Source organism: Allobosea sp. 117 (assembly GCF_000702305.1).
Classification (GTDB): Bacteria; Pseudomonadota; Alphaproteobacteria; order Rhizobiales; family Xanthobacteraceae; genus Ancylobacter.
In genome coordinates, this window is sequence record NZ_JNLC01000014.1 from 247,172 (window position 1) to 264,001 (window position 16,830).

Annotated in this window: 16 protein-coding genes; 8 read left to right on the top strand and 8 right to left on the bottom strand. The window is 68.7% G+C overall.

What is annotated here, in order from left to right:
* Positions 1-7 precede the first annotated feature (7 nt).
* Positions 8-1,849 (bottom strand): PAS domain-containing sensor histidine kinase, encoded by a 1,842-nt coding sequence (locus U742_RS0114335; protein WP_029354174.1) that lies wholly within the window; start codon positions 1,847-1,849, stop codon positions 8-10.
* Between the two features lie 264 nt (positions 1,850-2,113).
* On the opposite strand from U742_RS0114335, the gene U742_RS0114340 reads away from it, so the two are divergent.
* The gene (locus U742_RS0114340; RefSeq protein ID WP_029354176.1) at positions 2,114-2,617 is read left to right on the top strand and encodes a DUF5330 domain-containing protein; all 504 of its coding nucleotides are present in this window, start codon (positions 2,114-2,116) and stop codon (positions 2,615-2,617) included.
* Between the two features lie 192 nt (positions 2,618-2,809).
* Positions 2,810-3,241: a SufE family protein gene (locus tag U742_RS0114345; RefSeq protein WP_029354178.1), complete on the top strand. Its 432-nt coding sequence runs from the start codon at positions 2,810-2,812 to the stop codon at positions 3,239-3,241.
* Here U742_RS0114345 and U742_RS23775 read toward each other — a convergent pair.
* Positions 3,238-4,257 (bottom strand): DUF6456 domain-containing protein, encoded by a 1,020-nt coding sequence (locus U742_RS23775; RefSeq protein ID WP_081853006.1) that lies wholly within the window; start codon positions 4,255-4,257, stop codon positions 3,238-3,240. The two genes, U742_RS0114345 and U742_RS23775, sit on opposite strands and share 4 nt — an antisense overlap.
* A 146-nt stretch (positions 4,258-4,403) precedes the next feature.
* Here U742_RS23775 and U742_RS0114355 point away from each other — a divergent pair, with 146 nt between their 5' ends.
* A complete protein-coding gene (locus U742_RS0114355; RefSeq protein ID WP_248310368.1) occupies positions 4,404-4,715 on the top strand; it encodes a hypothetical protein in 312 nt (103 codons plus the stop codon).
* 72 nt (positions 4,716-4,787) lie between these two features.
* On the opposite strand, the gene U742_RS0114360 is transcribed toward U742_RS0114355, so the two are convergent.
* Positions 4,788-5,207, bottom strand: coding sequence for a Ros/MucR family transcriptional regulator (locus U742_RS0114360; RefSeq protein ID WP_029354185.1), 420 nt, complete (start codon positions 5,205-5,207; stop codon positions 4,788-4,790).
* A gap of 361 nt (positions 5,208-5,568) precedes the next feature.
* On the opposite strand from U742_RS0114360, the gene msrB reads away from it, so the two are divergent.
* Together msrB and U742_RS0114370 are read left to right on the top strand one after the other, a co-directional pair.
* Positions 5,569-6,009 carry a peptide-methionine (R)-S-oxide reductase MsrB gene (msrB, locus tag U742_RS0114365; RefSeq protein ID WP_029354187.1) on the top strand — a complete coding sequence of 147 codons (441 nt, stop codon included), beginning with the start codon at positions 5,569-5,571 and terminating at the stop codon, positions 6,007-6,009.
* Positions 6,006-8,114 carry a S9 family peptidase gene (locus U742_RS0114370; RefSeq protein WP_029354189.1) on the top strand — a complete coding sequence of 703 codons (2,109 nt, stop codon included), beginning with the start codon at positions 6,006-6,008 and terminating at the stop codon, positions 8,112-8,114. The genes msrB and U742_RS0114370 overlap by 4 nt, the downstream gene beginning before the upstream one ends.
* A 67-nt stretch (positions 8,115-8,181) precedes the next feature.
* Here U742_RS0114370 and U742_RS0114375 read toward each other — a convergent pair whose 3' ends face one another.
* Entirely contained in the window at positions 8,182-9,309 is a 1,128-nt protein-coding gene (locus tag U742_RS0114375; protein WP_029354190.1) for a hypothetical protein, read from the bottom strand.
* Between the two features lie 319 nt (positions 9,310-9,628).
* Here U742_RS0114375 and U742_RS0114380 point away from each other — a divergent pair, with 319 nt between their 5' ends.
* Positions 9,629-10,225: a superoxide dismutase gene (locus U742_RS0114380; protein ID WP_029354192.1), complete on the top strand. Its 597-nt coding sequence runs from the start codon at positions 9,629-9,631 to the stop codon at positions 10,223-10,225.
* 54 nt (positions 10,226-10,279) lie between these two features.
* Here U742_RS0114380 and U742_RS0114385 read toward each other — a convergent pair whose 3' ends face one another.
* From U742_RS0114385 to folP, 4 genes are all read right to left on the bottom strand, one after another.
* A complete protein-coding gene (locus U742_RS0114385) occupies positions 10,280-10,645 on the bottom strand; it encodes a hypothetical protein (protein ID WP_051661183.1) in 366 nt (121 codons plus the stop codon).
* Between the two features lie 79 nt (positions 10,646-10,724).
* A complete protein-coding gene (locus tag U742_RS0114390; protein ID WP_029354195.1) occupies positions 10,725-11,708 on the bottom strand; it encodes a zinc transporter ZntB in 984 nt (327 codons plus the stop codon).
* 100 nt (positions 11,709-11,808) lie between these two features.
* Entirely contained in the window at positions 11,809-12,348 is a 540-nt protein-coding gene (folK, locus tag U742_RS0114395) for a 2-amino-4-hydroxy-6-hydroxymethyldihydropteridine diphosphokinase (RefSeq protein ID WP_038361587.1), read from the bottom strand.
* Positions 12,338-13,150: a dihydropteroate synthase gene (folP, locus tag U742_RS0114400; protein WP_051661184.1), complete on the bottom strand. Its 813-nt coding sequence runs from the start codon at positions 13,148-13,150 to the stop codon at positions 12,338-12,340. The genes folK and folP overlap by 11 nt, the downstream gene beginning before the upstream one ends.
* Positions 13,151-13,574: 424 nt before the next feature.
* Between folP and U742_RS0114405 the strand changes: the two genes are divergently transcribed.
* A complete protein-coding gene (locus U742_RS0114405; RefSeq protein WP_029354198.1) occupies positions 13,575-15,131 on the top strand; it encodes a helicase HerA-like domain-containing protein in 1,557 nt (518 codons plus the stop codon).
* A 209-nt stretch (positions 15,132-15,340) separates the two neighbouring features.
* Positions 15,341-16,720 (top strand): M20/M25/M40 family metallo-hydrolase, encoded by a 1,380-nt coding sequence (locus U742_RS0114410; RefSeq protein ID WP_029354199.1) that lies wholly within the window; start codon positions 15,341-15,343, stop codon positions 16,718-16,720.
* The last annotated feature ends 110 nt before the right edge of the window (positions 16,721-16,830 follow it).

The following is a 16,830-nucleotide window of genomic DNA, read 5'->3' on the forward strand; positions in this document are numbered from 1 at the left end:
GCGCGCTTCATGCGCGCCGCTTCTGAAGATCGTTTACCTCACCGCCGTGCCGCCGTGGAAGCCGGGCGACATTGCCGCCGGCCTCGCGCCCGCTGGCCGCAGGCGTCGGCAGATGCACCGCCACCACGGTGCCGGCCCCGACGCGGCTGGTGATCTCGACCCGCCCGCCCTGCAGCGCCGCGAGGCCCTTGACCACCGAAAGCCCGAGCCCGGTGCCCTCATAGGGCCGGTCATAGGAGGAGCGTGCCTGGAAGAAGGGCTGGCCGAGCCGCCGCAGATCGTCATCGGCGATGCCGATGCCGGTATCGGCGACGCGCAGCACATAGTCGGCGCCGCTCATCGCGACCGAGATGGTCACCGAACCGCCCTTCGGGGTGAACTTCACCGCGTTGGACAAAAGGTTCAGCACGACCTGGCGCAGCGCGCGCTTGTCGAGCAGCACCTCGCGCGGCGCCGCCTCGAGATCGCAGACGAGCTGCACGCCGGACTGCTCGGCCTTGAGCGCCATCATCGAGATGCAGCTCGCCACCAGCGGCTTCAGCTCGAAGCTCTCCGGGAGCAGCTCGAAGCCGCCGGATTCGATGCGGGACAGGTCGAGGATGCCGTTCACCACGCTGAGCAGGTGCTGGCCGCTCTCATGGATCAGGCGGGCATAGTCGGCGCGCCGCTCGGCCGGCACCATGCTGGCGTCGCCGCTCATGAGGATCTCGGAGAAGCCGATGATGGCGTTGAGCGGCGTGCGCAGCTCGTGGCTCATGCTGGCGAGGAAGCGCGTCTTGGCGAGGTCGGCGAGCTCGGCGCTCTCGCGCGCGTCCGCCAGCACCATCTCGTTGCGCTTGCGCTCGGAAATGTCGCGGATCACCGCCACCACCTGCCGCCCGACGACCGGCGAGGGCGCCTTGCCGTCGGTGCCGGCCCTGTCGGCGGCGGGCCAGCCGTCGACCGCGCGGGCGCGCAGCTCGACCCAGATGAAGGCCCCCTCGCCTGCCTCGGCGGGGCCGCGACGCACGCGCAGCTCGATCTCCGCCGCGCCGTCATGAAGCGCGGTGGCGAGCGCGGTGAGATAGGCGGGCCGGTCGCCGACATGCACGCGCTCGAACAGGCCATTGTCGAGCAGGCTCTCGCTCGGGGCGCCGAACAGCGCCTGCGCGGCCGGCGAGGCGAACACCACGCCGCCGGAGCGGGCATGGCGGGTGACCGCGTCGGTCATGTTCTGCGCCAGCATGTGGTAGCGGGCCTCGTGGGCCCGCGTCTGCCGCTCGCCGGCGGCGGCGATATGCGCCGCGCTGACCGCGAGCCCGGCCGAATAGATGACCGCCGCGAACAGGCTGATGAACCAGAGCGTACCGGCATTGGCCGTCTGCGCGGCATCGACCGGCAGCAGGCCCGCCGCGCCGAGCGCGAACAGCGCGGCAGCGACGCCGGCCGCGAGCGTCGTGGCGACGGCGATCACCCGGCGGGAGCCGGCGAGCGCGGCTTCCAGCGGCACCACCACCAGCCAGGGCACGACGAAGGAGGTGAGCCCGCCGCTGATCGCGCCGACCGAGGCGACGAGACCGGCCATGGTAAGCGCTGAGAGAAGATGCGCGACCTCGAACCGGCCGGTGCGCGACAGCCAGACGGCGATGGCAAGCGGCGCCAGCAGCCAGGCGAACACCGCAGCCTCGACGGTGCCCGGCGCGCCATTGACGGCGAGGAAGACCGGAAGCGCCGCGAGCGCGCAGGCGCCGCCCGCGAGATGCGCACCGATGAAGGCACGATGACGCGCGGCACGGAGCACATCGCCACGCGCCGAGGGATGCACCAGGGCGTCGAGATAGGCTCGAAGCGAGGCGGTCACCGGTTTCATACGCACAAACACCGTCGGCGCCCGATGACGCCGCCCTTCACGAAGTGGCGCTATCGTGACAGCAGGCGCTTAAGCGAACCCTAAACCGATCGAATACAGTCGAACCAGTTCGACGATTGGTATCGGCCATGCAGGTCTTAACGATTTATTGCGCTAGTCGAATGATTTTAGCGCAATGTGCAATCAGAACAGCAACGCCCGCCTGCTATTGTCGTTGATGAAGGCGTCGAAACAGATGCCGAAGCGACAGATGAGGCTGACGTCATGCTGTTCCTGCTGCGGACTGCATTCTGGTTGACCATCGTGATGGTGCTGCTGCCGGCCCTGCCCCGGACCGGAGCGATCTCGCAGGGCGAGACGAGCGCCCGCGCCGATGCCGCCTCGCATGGCGGCCCGGCGGACATGGGGCCGCTGGAGGCGATTTCGGCGGCCGGCGCGGCGGTGTCGGACGCGAGCGGCTTCTGCGGACGCCAGCCGCAGGCCTGCGCAGTCGGCGTCCAGATGCTGGAGACGCTGGGCGAACGCGCCGGCGCCAGCCTGCAAATGGCGCTTGAATATCTCGGCCATCAGATCCGCGCCGAGAAGCGCCGCATCGCCGAACGCGCGGTCGCCGGTTCCTCGGGCGAGGACACGCTGACCGCCGCCGATCTGGGGCCCGCATGGCAGGGGCTGCCGGCCGGGGCCGCCGAAGCGGGCCGTCCGGCGCAGCACGGCGTGCCGGTGAGCGACAACAAGCCGGTGCCGCTGCCGCCCCGCCGCCCGGCGTGAGCCTCACGGCGACCGCTAGTCTTCCGAAGTCATGGCCGGGCTCGCCCCCGGCCATTTTTGTCTGAAGCGTCAGGCAAGGCTTCTGTCGCAAGCTCCTGCCCTTGCGCACCGCCAAACGTTGCGCATCGCCCCCCGCCGCCCCTATATGCCTATGAGCCGCCGCGCGGGCGCGAGGGCGAAGCCGAGGCGTGCATGAAGATTGACGACATCATCGACGATTTCGAGCTGCTGGATAGCTGGGACGATCGCTATCGCTATCTGATCGAGCTCGGCCGCAAGCTGCCGCCCTTCCCCGAGGCGGAGCGGACCGAGGCGCGCAAGGTGCAGGGCTGCGCCAGCCAGGTGTGGCTGGTGCCGCATGCCGAGCCGAACGGCGCGGGCGGGCCGCGCCTCGATTTCCTCGGCGATTCCGATGCGCATATCGTGCGCGGCCTGATCGCCATCCTGCTCGCGCTCTATTCCGGCCGGCCCGCCGGGGAGATCGCCGCGACCGACCCCGCGCCGGTGTTCGAGCGGATCGGCCTGCGCGAGCATCTCACCCCGCAGCGCTCCAACGGCCTGCGCTCCATGGTGGAGCGCATCCGCGGCGAGGCGCGCCAGGCGCTGCAACAGCCGGTTAGCTAACCCGCCCCTGATCCTTCCAGACCGTCCACGCGCGGCCGGCCATCCTCGGCGACCCAGGCGCGCATTCTCGGCCGCGCCGGCCCCTCGGCCCTGGCGGACAGGCCGTAATGGCGCGCCAGACGATCGAGACCGAGGCCGAGCACCACCTTGCCGGCCCGCGCCGGCCAGCCGCGCTCCCGTTCCACCTGCTCGATACCTTTCAGGAAGCAGCACACATCCATCAGCGGCCCGGAGAATTCCGGCCCGACGGCATCGAGCGCGCGGGTGAGCCGCTGCTTCGCCGCCAGCACGGCATCGGCCGGCTGCAATCCGGCCGGGGCGCGGTTCCGGCCGCCCGATGCGGCGCCGCTCCAGTCCGCGGTGACGCGCGGCGTCATCTGCGCGCGGGTGAAGTCGAGCCGCAGGCGCTCGCCCGCCATGAGCTGCGCCGGGTCGATCAGCGCGCGGCCGTCCCGCCCCTTGCGGCGCGCCAGCCAGGCGAGCGGGCTCTCGGCAAGATCGAGGAGGACGTCGGCGCGCTCGCCATCGACCTCGACGCTGATGCGCTCGAATCCGGCCTCGCCGGCAGTCGCCGCAGGGCGGGGTGTATGTGGGCGTACGGGACGTGCGGTGCCGGTCATGGCTTTCTCCCTCTTCAAATGGTCGGCGGAACGGATGGCGTCCTCCAGCCCGGCAAGCGCCGCCTCGAAGGCCGGCTCGTCGCGCCGGTCCTCGATCAGCGCGCAGGCATGGGCGACGCTCGAATGATGCCGGGCGCAGCACCGCGCCACCTCCGCCATGCTCAGGCCGAGGGCGACATGGGCGAGATAGATGGCGAGGGCGCGGGCCTCCGCTTCCGGGCGCCGCCCACGGCCGGACATCAGGATGGCCGCCACCGGAACCTCGGTCGCCAGCGCGGCGGCAGCGACCGCAAGGCTCCAAGCGGCGGATTCCGAAGCGCCGGCAACCGTGGCACCGACGATTTCGGTGGGCTGCGGCGCGTGGCGGAACGGGAACGGATGGACAGGTCGCGGCATGGTTCAGTTCCGTGATAGGATTTTTTACCTAACACGGAATATGATCGTTGTCATCATTCTCACATGATGGACAGACGGGAATAGGAATTTATCCGCATCTGCGAAGGTGGCGGGATACTCGCGCGTTCACCATCCGCGAGCCCGCCATGACCGATTCACAGACGACACGCCGCAACACGATCCAGGCGCCGGCAGGGACCACGCGCCCGCACCCGCCGGCGCGAGGCCGCCGGCACCTGCGCGCCATGCGCAGCGAGGATCCGGAAGCGCTGATCGCGGCGCGGGCAGAAGCGCTCCGCCCCTTTCTCGGCGCCACGTCCGAGGCGCGCCTCGCCGCGATCCGGCGCCTGCTGCGCGCGGAACGGCGGGCCGCGCGCAGCGGCGTCGGCTATGACGCCGTCCGGCACGCCGCCCTGCATCGGCTGATGAGCGAGTCGGAGCGCCAGCCCCGCTGCTGAAAGCGGGACGCCCCGCAAAGAAAAAGGCCGCCACGCGAGCGCGGCGGCCTCGAACGATCGCGGATCAACGCTTCAGCGGCGCGAGCGGCGGCGCTGCTGGCCGAGGCCCATCTGCTTGGCGAGCGCCGAGCGGGCGGCGGCATAGTTCGGCGCCACCATCGGATAGTCCGACGGCAGGCCCCACTTCTCGCGATACTGCTCGGGCGTCATGTTGTACTGCGTGCGCAGATGCCGCTTCAGCGACTTGAATTTCTTGCCGTCTTCCAGGCAGACGATGAATTCGGGCGACACCGACTTCTTCACCGACACGGCGGGCTTCAGCGGCTCCGCCACCGGCTCGACCTCGCCCTTGGAAACCCGCTGCAGAGCCGAATAGACGTCGCCGATCAGCGCGGGCAGATCGTTCGCCGATATGGAATTGTTGCTGACATAGGCAGAGACGATATCCGCGGCCAGTTCGATGTAGCTTTCGTTTTCTATAGCGTCGCTCATGGTGGGTTCTTCATGATAACGTGATCGAAAGGGGAGACTGAGACACGGCGGGCGCGCGGAATCATAAAATCTGTCGAGCGAGCCGACCGGCAATAAAGCGCATTAACCTCGCCAATGGTCACTGTTTAAATAGATTTGTTCTTCCCGAACTGCAAGAACTTTTCGGCCTAAAAAGCGATCAACTTCTTCAATCTCGTTGCATATTGAATGCAGGAGCTGATCACGCGGCATTCCCTGCCCATATTCTCGCCAATTCCGATAGCACTTATCCGATAGCCATGCGGCTTCCATGACATAGGGCGCCGCCGTTGCGGTGTCGGCCCGCGATCACTATTTCTGCGGAAAACATAAGGACAACAAGATGACCGCGACCACCCGCACTCCCAGAATCGTGAAGTCCGACGCCGAATGGCGCGCGCTGCTGACGCCGGAACAGTTCCGCGTGACGCGCGGCCACGGCACCGAATGTGCCTTCTCCGGCCCGCACCTCTCCCAGAAGGAGCCGGGCGTCTATAGCTGCGTATGCTGCGGAACCCCGCTGTTCCGTTCCAACGCCAAGTTCGAGTCCGGCACCGGCTGGCCGAGCTTCTTCCAGCCCGTCGATTCGCAGGCCGTGTCCGAGCATCACGACTATTCCTACGGCATGCACCGCGTCGAGGTGCGCTGCGCGACCTGCGACGCGCATCTGGGTCATGTCTTTCCCGACGGGCCGCGCCCGACCGGGCTGCGCTATTGCATGAACGGCATCGCGCTCACCTTCCGGGCCGATGACGCCGCCGCCGATGGCGAGCCCAACCGGTGAAGAGCGACGGGGCGGGCGCGCCGACGCACAAGCCGCTGGTGCGCCAGTTCCATGGCGAGACCCTGATCGATCCCTATGCCTGGCTGCGCGCGGAGAACTGGCGCGAGGTGATGCGCGACCCGTGGCTCCTCGCCCCCGACATCCGCGCCTTTCTGGAGGCCGAGAATGCGGCGGCAGAGGCCTGGTTCGGGCCGCATGCGGAGCTGCGCGCGGCCCTCGTCAAGGAGATGCGCGGGCGCATCAAGGAGGACGATTCCTCCGTGCCCGCGCCGGATGGCCCCTTCGCTTATTATTCGCGCTTCCGCGAGGGCGGGCAGCATCCGCTGATCTGCCGCCGCCCGTCCGAGGCGCAGGACGACGAAGACGAGGACATCCTGCTCGACGGCGACATGCTCGCGGCCGACAAGCCCTATTTCCAGTTCGGCGACGCCGCGCATTCGCCGGACCATCGGCGCGTGGCCTGGACGGCGGATGAGGCCGGCTCTGAATATTACACGCTGCGCATCCGCGAGATCGCCATCGGGCGCGAGCGCGCCGACGTCATCCCCGAGACCACCGGCGGCGTCATCTGGGGCGCCGACGGCAATCATCTGTACTATGTCCGGCGCGACGCCGAGCATCGCCCGAGCTTCGTCTACCGGCATGTCGTGGGCACCGACCCGGCCACCGATGTCCTGGTCTATGAGGAGCCGGACAAAGGCTTTTTCGTCTCGCTGTCGCACACGCAGTCCGGCCGCTTCGGGCTGATCGAATGCGGCGACCACGACACCAGCGAGGTCTGGCTTCTCGACCTCCATGACGACGCCGCCGTCCCGGTACGGGTCGAGCCGCGCGAGCCGGGGCTGCGCTACGGCGTCGAGCACCACCCCTCGCTCGGCGGCACCGACAGCCTGATCATCGAGACCAATGCCGACGGCGCTGAGGATTTCAAGATCGTCACCGCCCCGCTGGCGAGCCCCGGCCGGGCCGGCTGGCGCGATCTGGTGCCCTACAAGCCGGGACGGCTGATCCTCTCGCAATCGGCCTTCCGCGACTTCCTGGTGCGGCTCGAACGCGAGGACGGGCTGCCGCGCATCGTCGTGCGCTCGGTCGCCGATGGGAGCGAGCACGCGGTCGCCTTCGCGGAGGAAGCCTATTCGCTCGGCTTCGATCCGGGCTTCGGCTTCGACAAGACGACCATCCGCTTCACCTATTCCTCGATGACGACGCCCTCCGAGGTCTGGGACTACGATCTTGCCACGCGCGGCCGCGTCCTGCTGAAGCGCCAGGAGGTGCCCTCCGGCCACGATCCGGCGCGCTACGAGACGCGGCGGGTCATGGCGACGGCGCCGGATGGCGAAAAGGTGCCGGTCTCCCTGCTGTTCGCGAAGGGAACGCCGCTCGACGGCACCGCGCCGTGCCTGCTCTATGGCTATGGCGCCTATGGCATCTCGATCCCCGCCGGCTTCTCGACCTCGCGGCTCTCGCTGGTCGATCGTGGCTTCGTCTATGCCATCGCCCATATTCGCGGCGGCACCGAGAAAGGCTGGCGCTGGTACCGCGAAGGCAAGCTCGCCCGGAAGACCAACAGCTTCACCGACTTCATCGCCTGCGCGGAGCATCTCGCGGCCGAGCGGATCGTCTCGCCCGACCTCGTCGTCGCCCATGGCGGCTCGGCCGGCGGCATGCTGATGGGAGCGGTCGCCAATCTGCGGCCGGAGCTGTTCGCCGGCATCATCGCCGAGGTGCCCTTCGTCGACGTGCTGAACACCATGCTCGACGACACGCTGCCGCTCACCCCGCCGGAATGGCCGGAATGGGGTAATCCCATCACCGACGTGGAGGCCTTCCGGCGCATCCGCTCCTATTCGCCCTATGACAATGTCGAGGCGAAGGACTACCCGCCGATCCTCGCCCTCGCCGGACTGACCGACCCGCGCGTGACCTATTGGGAGCCGGCCAAATGGGTGGCGCGGCTGCGCGAGCTGAAGACCGACGACAGGCCGCTCGTCCTGCGCACCAACATGGAGGCGGGGCACGGCGGCGCGGCGGGACGATTCGACCGGCTGGAGGAGACAGCGCTGGTCTATGCCTTCGCGCTGGCGATGACCGGACGGGCGGCCTGACGATCAGCCGGCGTCGTCCGCCGGTGGTCTGACGATCAGCCGGCGTCGTCCGCCGGTGGTCTGACGATCAGCCGGCGTCGTCCGCCGGCTTGGCGGCGCCGCCGGCGACATGCTCGCGCAACTGCTGCAGCGAGGCGAAGCGGATGGCGCCGCCCGGCAGCTCCGCCTCGATCGAGCCGTCCGTATAGAGCGTATAGGCCATCCCGCCGATGGTGCCGGATTTGAGCACCGTGACGGAAGGCTCCTGCTGCGTCGCGGGAGCGTCCTCGCGGACGGGCTCCCCGTCGTCCTCGGACGGCTCGTCATGGCGCAGGAACGCCGGTGGGGCGCCGGGGCCGGCATCGGCGGGCGGGTTTTCGGCGTGCTCGCGCTCCGGGGCTTCGACCGCCGGGCTCTTCTCCTGGCGCGGAATGATCGGCTCCGCCCCGCCAAGCTCGGCCTCGTCGCGCTCTTCATGGCGCGGCGGCGGATCGTCATAGGGCATGACATCGCGGAAGACCGGCTCGCGGCGCGGCCCGCGCGACTGCAGCCAGCGCGGCGCCTCGGCGAATTCGGGTTCGTCGAAGGTACTGTGACGGACCGGCTCCGCCGGCTCCGGCTCGTCGTCCGGCTCCGCATCGAACTCCGGCTCGGGCGGAAGCGGCGCGGCGGGCGCGCGCTTGCGCCGGAACCACGAGGGCAGGCCGCTGCCTTCGTCCTCGGTGGGCGCGGCGCTGAGCTCCGGCATCGCCGGACTCGGGACGACCGGCTCCGGCACGGACGGCCGGGCGGGCTCCGGGGCCGGCTGCGGCGCCACCGACGGACGCGCCAGCGCCTCGCGCAGGGACAGCGGCTCGGGAGCGACGGGCGCCACCGGAGCGACGGGCGCCACCGGGGCGGGCGGCGCGGCGGGAGCCGCAGGAGGCCGGGGAGCAACGGCGGGCGCATGATGCGCTGGCGGCGCTGCGGAGGCCGGTTCGTGGACCTCCTCCTCGGGCTCGAAATGCACGACGCCGTCGAGCCGGTCCACGATCTGCATCAGCGCGCGATGGATGAAGCCGAGGGCGAACAGCGTCAGTCCCCCGACCACGCCGATGCCCCCGAGCGTGACCAGCGCGTTGCCGAAGGTCGACTGGTAGATCGCCAGGCCGTTCACGGCCAGCACGGCGCCGATCAGCGTGACAACGACCCCGAGGCCGATGATGACTGCACCCATTCCCCACTCCGTCGGGTCCGATTCCCGAAGACGCTACCAGCGCACTACCACGCGCGGCGGCGAATCCTAAGAGCAGCACGGATTTTCCATCCTCCGCACAAGCTCACGGCCGCCTTAGACGGCGCGCACGAACACGGGAAGTGCGGGAACAATATGTGTGAATGTGGCTATATATGTGGCTTTCGGTTGTTCCGAGGGCCATACCGACTTATCTAGTCACGCGTCGCGCTTCTGCGAAGTGCGCGGGAATATCCCGCGAAAGCTCGTTCGGGCGCCCCGGACAGCGGCGCGGCCGGTTTTCACCTGCGGAGAGAGCTTCATGTCCTTTACGCTTCCCGACCTGCCCTATTCCTACGACGCGCTCGCCCCCTACATGTCGCGCGAGACGCTCGAATATCATCACGACAAGCACCACCTCGCTTACGTGAACAACCTCAACAACCTGATCAAGGGCACCGAATTCGAGGGCAAGTCCCTCGAGGAGATCGTCAAGGGCTCCTACGGCAAGAACGCCGGCGTCTTCAACAATGCCGGCCAGGACTACAACCACATCCACTTCTGGAACTGGATGAAGCCGAATGGCGGCGGCGCCATCCCCGGCGAGCTGGAGAAGAAGATCGTCGAGGACATCGGCTCGGTGGAGAAGTTCAAGGAGGACTTCATCCAGGCCGGCGTCACCCAGTTCGGCTCCGGCTGGGCCTGGCTCGCGGTGAAGGACGGCAAGCTCGCGGTGATGAAGTCGCCGAACGGCGAGAGCCCGCTGATCTCCGGCGCCACCCCGATCCTCGGCGTCGACGTGTGGGAGCACTCCTACTACATCGACTACCGCAACCGCCGTCCCGACTATCTCAAGGCGTTCGTCGAGAACCTTGTGAACTGGGACTACGTCGCCGAGCTCTATTCCAAGGCCGTCTGACCGGTTTAGAAGGGCGTCGCCGCGCCTGCGGCGGCGCCTTCCAATGCCTCGTGCCTATTGACCCTGCACACGCGGCCGGATGCCGCGCGGCTTCGGCGGCCAGCCCTGCGCGCAATAGTCGTTCCAGGAGTTGAACTGCCATTCCGAGCGCCACTGATAGAGCCAGTTCTCGCACTCGCCCTGGCTTCGGAAACAGCCCTCGACGGTGCGGCTCTCGATGATGCCGAAGAAGCCGATCGATTCCCGCTGGCCGCTGAAATGGCCGTACCAAAGTTTGGCGGGCTGGATCTGCGCCGCCATCTGCCGGCAGTCGCCACCCGCGAACGTTCCGGTGAACTTGTAGGCCGCGGCGGGCGTGGCGGCCGCGGCAAGGCCGAGCGCGGCCACGCAAACACCAAAGACGAAATCGAGCCGTCCCATTTTCTTGTCCTCCCGGAGCGGGGCCGGGATCGCCGCTCCGCCGCGATCTTAATACCGTCGGCGGATCAGCGGAACGGGCTCAGATCCAGCGCATCCAGCGGAACAGCGAGGCGAGGCCGCCGCCGATGGCGAGCAGCACGATCGTCACCGCCCAGAATCCGGACTGGTCATCGGCGCCGGGAATGCCGCCGACATTCATGCCGAGCAGGCCGGAGATCAGGGTGAGCGGGGCGAACACCACGGTGACCACCGCGAGGATCAGCATCGAACGGTTCATCTGCTCGGCGCGGCGCTCGACCATCTGGTCGTAGATGACGGCGGCGCGGTCACGCACCGAATCGAGCTCCTCGGCGAAGCGGGTCACGCGGTCGGCCGCCTCGCGCAGGCGGTTGCGGTCGCGGGCCACCAGCCAGTCGGCGTCCTCGATCGAGAAATGGTTCAGCGCCTCGCGCTGCGGGGCGATGTAGCGGCGCAGGATGATGGCGACGCGCCGCAGCTCCGACACCTTGCCGGACAGATTCGAGAGCGAGGCGCTGAGCACCTGCTCCTCCAGCTCGTCGGCCTGCTCGGCGAGGGCGTGGATGACGATGTCCATGCGGTCGACGAGGCGCATCGAAATGTCGGCGATGAACTCGCCCGGCGTGCGCGGAGCCCGCCCGCGCCCGATCGCCTCCTCGAAATCCATCACCGCCGAGAGCTGGCGCTTGCGCACCGAGATGATCCGCCGCGGCTCTACCCAGAAGCGGATCGAGTGCATCTCGTCCGGCAGCGAATAGGGCATCAGGTTGATGCCGCGCAGATTGAGGAAGGCGCCGTGCTCCAGCAGCGCGCAGCGCGGGCGCGTCTCCTCGGCGACGAGCGACTCGGCGACCGAGATGTCGATGCCGCTCTCTTCCATCAGCCAGCGCTGCGGCCGGTTCTCGGTCAATTGCAGATGCACCCAGACGAAGCCGCCCGGCGGCGCCTGCCGGGCGAGGATCTCCGGCCAGCCGATGCGCCGCGCGCCGCCCTCGCCGTCGAACGCCCAGGCCGTGATCAGGCCTTCCGCATCGTAATCCGCCACGCCGCGATCCCTCGGCTCCAACTCGCTTTTCGATGCAATGCCGCGCGAACGATGACAGTTTTGTAACAGCCCCCGCCGGATCGCGGGGCAGTCCGGCAGGTCAGTCCTGCGCGGGCTGCGGATCGAGCTTGACGATGCCGCCGGTGTCGAGCCGCGCCAGCGCGTCGGCGATCCTCGCGCCGCCCACTTTGAGATCGGGCGCCAGCTCGGCCAGCGGCACCAGCGCGAAGGCCCGCTCCATCATGCGCGGATGCGGGATTTCGAGGTCGGGCTCGGCGATCGCCTCCTCGCCGAACAGCAGGATGTCGATGTCGATGGTACGCGGCCCGAAGCGGACCTCGCGCGTGCGGTCGCGGCCGAAGGCGTGCTCGACGCCGAGCAGCAGGTTCAAGAGCTCGCGCGCCGAGAGCTCGGTCTCCACCGCCACCACCAGGTTCAGATACGGCCCCTGCGGCACCGGCCCCCATGGCGGCGTCTCGTAGAGCGACGAGCGGCCGATGATCTTCAGCCCGGCGCGGGCGATCAGGCCGACCGCCCTGCCCATCGTGCCGGCGCGGTCGCCGAGATTGGAGCCGAGGCACAGATAGGCGACGCGTTTCTCGACGCTGCGCGGACGGCGGATGAAGAATTCAGGCGGCACGGATGATCGCCTCCGTCACCCGCGCGGCCTGTACATGGGCGGCGACGTCGTGCACCCGGATGATGGCGCAGCCGGCCGCGATGCCCAGCACATTGGAGGCGATAGTGCCCGGCAGCCGCTCCCGCGGCTCGGTGGCGATCACCTTTCCGATCAGGGACTTGCGCGAGGTGCCGAGCAGCAGCGGGAAGCCGAGCCGGCCGATCTCCCTCAGCGAGGCGATGGCGGTCAGGTTCTGCTCGAAGGTCTTGCCGAAGCCGATGCCGGGATCGAGCACGATCCGCTCGGCGCGGATGCCGGCCTTGGCGGCGCGCTCCAGCGCCTGCTCGAAGAAGGTGACGATGTCGACGACGATGTCGAGCGCGGGATCGACCACGGCACGGTTGTGCATGGCGATGATGGCGGCGTCGCTGTCCGCGACCACCCGCGCCATGTCGGGATCGCCCATCAGGCCCCAGATATCGTTGACGATCTCGACGCCGAGCGCGAGCGCGGCCTCCGCCACCTTGGCCTTCTGGGTGTCGATCGAGATCGGCACGCCGACGCCGCGCAGCGCCTCGATCACCGGCACCACGCGGGCCAGCTCCTCGTCGAGCGGCACCGGCACATAGCCGGGACGGGTCGATTCGCCGCCGATGTCGAGGATGTCCGCCCCCTCCTCCACCATGCGGCGGGCATTGACCAGCGCGTCGTCGAGGGCGGCGCTGCGCCCGCCATCCGAGAAGGAATCCGGCGTCACGTTGAGGATGCCCATGATCAGCGTGCGCTCCTCGAATGAGAGGGCGCGGCCGCGCGCATCGATCACCCGAGCTTGCGGCGGTGCAATGACCGGTCGGGACGATGAGGGGGACGACGCGTGCTGTGAGGACGATGGGATCGGAGCTTCGGCGCTCATGGGCGGATACCGCATTGGGGCTTTGCACTGACATCGCCCGCCCGCTCCCCCTTGGCAAGGGGCAGGCCGGCGGATGGGCCTGCTGAAGGGTATTCGCTGGGTCCCGGATCGGCGCTGCGCTGCGCGCAGCTTGTCCGGGAAACAAACCGGCATCGTGTCCCGGACAAGTGACGGCGAAGCCGGAACGCCGATCCGGGACCCAGGGGGAAACTCTTCGGCGCCCATGCGTCGCCGCGCCCGGACAATCGGCCGGCACCGCGCAAAGCCCGCTTGCCGAACACCCGCCGGCTGCGCTCTATAGGTGAAAGAACGATGCAGCACGGTGGAGGTTCGCATGTCCGGAGATGTCGACGGCAAGATCTTTGTCGGCAAGAGCGAGAAGCCGGAATACCTCACGCTGAAGCTCGCCAACCGGCACGGCCTCGCCACCGGCGCCACCGGCACCGGCAAGACGGTGACCCTGCAGACGCTGGCCGAGGGCTTCTCGCGCGCCGGCGTCCCGGTGTTCGCCGCCGACATCAAGGGCGATCTCTCCGGCATCTCCATGCCCGGCGAGGGACAGCAATGGATCCTCGATCGTTGCGCCGAGATCGGCGTCGAATATGAGCCGGACGAATTCCCGGTGATCTTCTGGGACCTGTTCGGCGAGCAGGGCCACCCGGTGCGCGCCACCGTCTCGGAGATGGGGCCGCTGCTGCTCGCCCGGCTGATGAATCTCAACGAGATCCAGGAAGGCGTGCTGAACGTCGTGTTCCGCGTCGCCGACGAGCAGGGCCTGCTGCTGCTCGATCTCAAGGACCTCAGGGCGATGCTGGCCTTCGTGGCGGAGAACGCGTCCAGCCTCACCACCACCTATGGCAACGTCTCGGCGGCGACGGTGGGCGCCATCCAGCGCGCGCTGCTGGTTCTGGAGAACCAGGGCGCCGACAAGTTCTTCGGCGAGCCGGCGCTGAAGATCACCGACATCATGCGCACCGACCCGCGCAACGGCTATGGCTACATAAGCCTGCTGGCCGCCGACAAGCTGATGTCGAGCCCGCAGCTCTACGCCTCCTTCCTGCTGTGGCTGCTCTCCGAGCTGTTCGAGGAGCTGCCCGAGATCGGCGACCCCGACAAGCCGAAGGTGGTGTTCTTCTTCGACGAGGCGCATCTGCTGTTCGACGAGGCGCCCAAGGCGCTGCTGCAGAAGATCGAGCAGGTGGTTCGCCTGATCCGCTCCAAGGGCGTGGGCGTCTATTTCGTCACCCAGAACCCGCTCGACGTGCCGGAGACGGTGCTCGCCCAGCTCGGCAACCGCGTGCAGCACGCGCTGCGCGCCTTCACGCCGCGCGACCAGAAGGCGGTGAAGGCGGCGGCCGACACCTTCCGCCCGAACCCGCAGCTCAACACCGCGCAGGTCATCACCGAGCTCGGCAAGGGCGAGGCGCTGATCTCCATGCTGGAAGGCAACGGCACGCCGTCCATCGTCGAGCGCACGCTGATCGCGCCGCCGGCGGGCCGGGTCGGCCCGGTGACGCCGGAGCTGCGCAGGGTGGGAATCCAGCAAAGCCCGGTCGCCGGGGTCTACGACACGCCGGTCGACCGCGATTCGGCCTATGAGATGCTGGCCAAGCGCGCACAGGCCGGAGCCGAGCAGGCGGGCGCCCCGCCGGCCGGCACAGCGAAGGACGGCCAGCAGCCGGCGGAGGCCGATGCGGGCGGCGGCGGCATCCTCGACAGCGTGCTCGGCGGCATCTTCGGCGGCGGTTCGTCCTCCGGCACGCGGCGCGGGCGTATGACCATCGGCGAACAGGTCGGCCGGCAGGTGGCCCGCTCGGTGACGACGCAGGTCACCAACACCATCACCAAGGCGATCCTGCGCGGGGTGCTCGGCGGCTCCTCGCGGCGCTAGGCCGGCGCGGATGCAACCATCGGCCGTCATCCCGGCCGCAGGCGAAGCCGGAGAGCCGGGATCGCTCTCCAATCCGGCGCGATCCCGGATCGACCTCTGGTCGTCCGGGATGACGATCTGAACAAACCGACCCGATCCCGGACCGCCCGGCGGCCGTCCGGGATGACAACATCGAAAACCAACGACGATATCCGAGTAAGGTGCCTCCCATGTCCGATCTCGACCGCGTGCTCGCTGCCGTCGATGCCGATCTCGACGCCAGCCTCGAGCGTCTCTTCGCCTTCCTGCGCATCCCCTCCATCTCGACCGACAAGACCTTCGCGCCGGAATGCCGGCGGGCGGGGCAATGGCTGGCCGACGATCTCGCCACCCTCGGCTTCACGGCACAGCTCGCCGAGACGCCCGGCCACCCTGTGGTGCTGGCCCGCTCCTCCGGCGGCGCGCCGCGGCGGGTGATGTTCTACGGCCATTACGACGTGCAGCCGGTCGATCCGCTGGAGCTGTGGGAGACGCCGCCCTTCGAGCCGGCGATCCTGACCAATCCCGAGGGCGTGAAGCGCATCGTGGCGCGCGGCTCGGCCGACGACAAAGGCCAGGTGATGACCTTCGTCGAGGCCTGCCGGGCGTTCCTGAAGGTCACCGGCAAGCTGCCGGTCGAGGTGACGATCGCGGTGGAGGGCGAGGAGGAATCCGGCTCGCTGAACATGCCGGCCTTCGTCGCCGCCAACAAGGACGCGCTCAGCGCCGACCTCGCGCTCGTCTGCGACACCGGCATGTGGGACGCCGAGACGCCGGGCATCACCGTCTCGCTGCGCGGGCTGATGCACGAGGAGTTCGTGGTGCGCTGCGCCGACCGCGACCTGCATTCCGGCTATTACGGCGGGGCGGCGCGCAACCCCCTGCACGTCATCTCGAAGATCATCGCCGACGTGCACGGCGCCGACGGGCGGGTCACCATCCCCGGCTTCTACGACAATGTGCGCGAGACGCCGGACGAGGTGAAGGCGCAATGGGCCGAGCTCGGCCTGACGCCGGAGAACTTCCTCGGGCCGATCGGCCTGTCGATCCCGGCCGGCGAGCAGGACCGCATGCTGATCGAGCTGATCTCCTCGCGCCCGACCTTCGAGGTCAACGGCATGTGGGGCGGATATATCGGTGCGGGCAGCAAGACCGTCATCCCGGCGATCGCCACCGCCAAGATCTCCTGCCGCCTCGTCGCCGACCAGGACCCGGCGCATGTGCGCGAGGTGGTGCGCACCTTCATCCGCGCGCGCATTCCGGCCGACTGCTCGGTCGAGTTCCTCGGCGGGGAAGGCAGCCGCGCGGTCGCCGTCGCCCATGACAGCCCGGACCTGAAGAAGGCGGCGAAGGCGCTGGCCGATGAATGGGGCCGCGCGCCGGTCACCATCGGCGAGGGCGGCTCGATCCCGATCGTCGGCCATTTCAAGAAGACGCTGGGGCAGGACACGCTGCTGGTCGGCTTCTCGCTGGACGACGACCGCATCCACTCGCCGAACGAGAAATACGACCTCGCCTCGTTCCACAAGGGCATCCGTAGCTGGGTGCGAATCCTCGCGGCGCTGGCGTAGAGCCCTTTCCGATCAGGTGGAATCACCTGATCGATAAGAAAGTGCTCAGACTCAGCAGGCTGGAGCATGTTCTGGTCGCGAAAGTCGCCGACTTTCGCGGAACATGCTTG

Coding starts and splice junctions, on each gene's coding strand:
- U742_RS0114335 (WP_029354174.1), bottom strand. CDS start 1,849: ATGAAACCGGTGACCGCCTCGCTTCGAGCCTATCTCGACGCCCTGGTG.
- U742_RS0114340 (WP_029354176.1), top strand. CDS start 2,114: ATGCTGTTCCTGCTGCGGACTGCATTCTGGTTGACCATCGTGATGGTG.
- U742_RS0114345 (WP_029354178.1), top strand. CDS start 2,810: ATGAAGATTGACGACATCATCGACGATTTCGAGCTGCTGGATAGCTGG.
- U742_RS23775 (WP_081853006.1), bottom strand. CDS start 4,257: ATGCCGCGACCTGTCCATCCGTTCCCGTTCCGCCACGCGCCGCAGCCC.
- U742_RS0114355 (WP_248310368.1), top strand. CDS start 4,404: ATGACCGATTCACAGACGACACGCCGCAACACGATCCAGGCGCCGGCA.
- U742_RS0114360 (WP_029354185.1), bottom strand. CDS start 5,207: ATGAGCGACGCTATAGAAAACGAAAGCTACATCGAACTGGCCGCGGAT.
- msrB (WP_029354187.1), top strand. CDS start 5,569: ATGACCGCGACCACCCGCACTCCCAGAATCGTGAAGTCCGACGCCGAA.
- U742_RS0114375 (WP_029354190.1), bottom strand. CDS start 9,309: ATGGGTGCAGTCATCATCGGCCTCGGGGTCGTTGTCACGCTGATCGGC.
- U742_RS0114380 (WP_029354192.1), top strand. CDS start 9,629: ATGTCCTTTACGCTTCCCGACCTGCCCTATTCCTACGACGCGCTCGCC.
- U742_RS0114385 (WP_051661183.1), bottom strand. CDS start 10,645: ATGGGACGGCTCGATTTCGTCTTTGGTGTTTGCGTGGCCGCGCTCGGC.
- U742_RS0114405 (WP_029354198.1), top strand. CDS start 13,575: ATGTCCGGAGATGTCGACGGCAAGATCTTTGTCGGCAAGAGCGAGAAG.
- U742_RS0114410 (WP_029354199.1), top strand. CDS start 15,341: ATGTCCGATCTCGACCGCGTGCTCGCTGCCGTCGATGCCGATCTCGAC.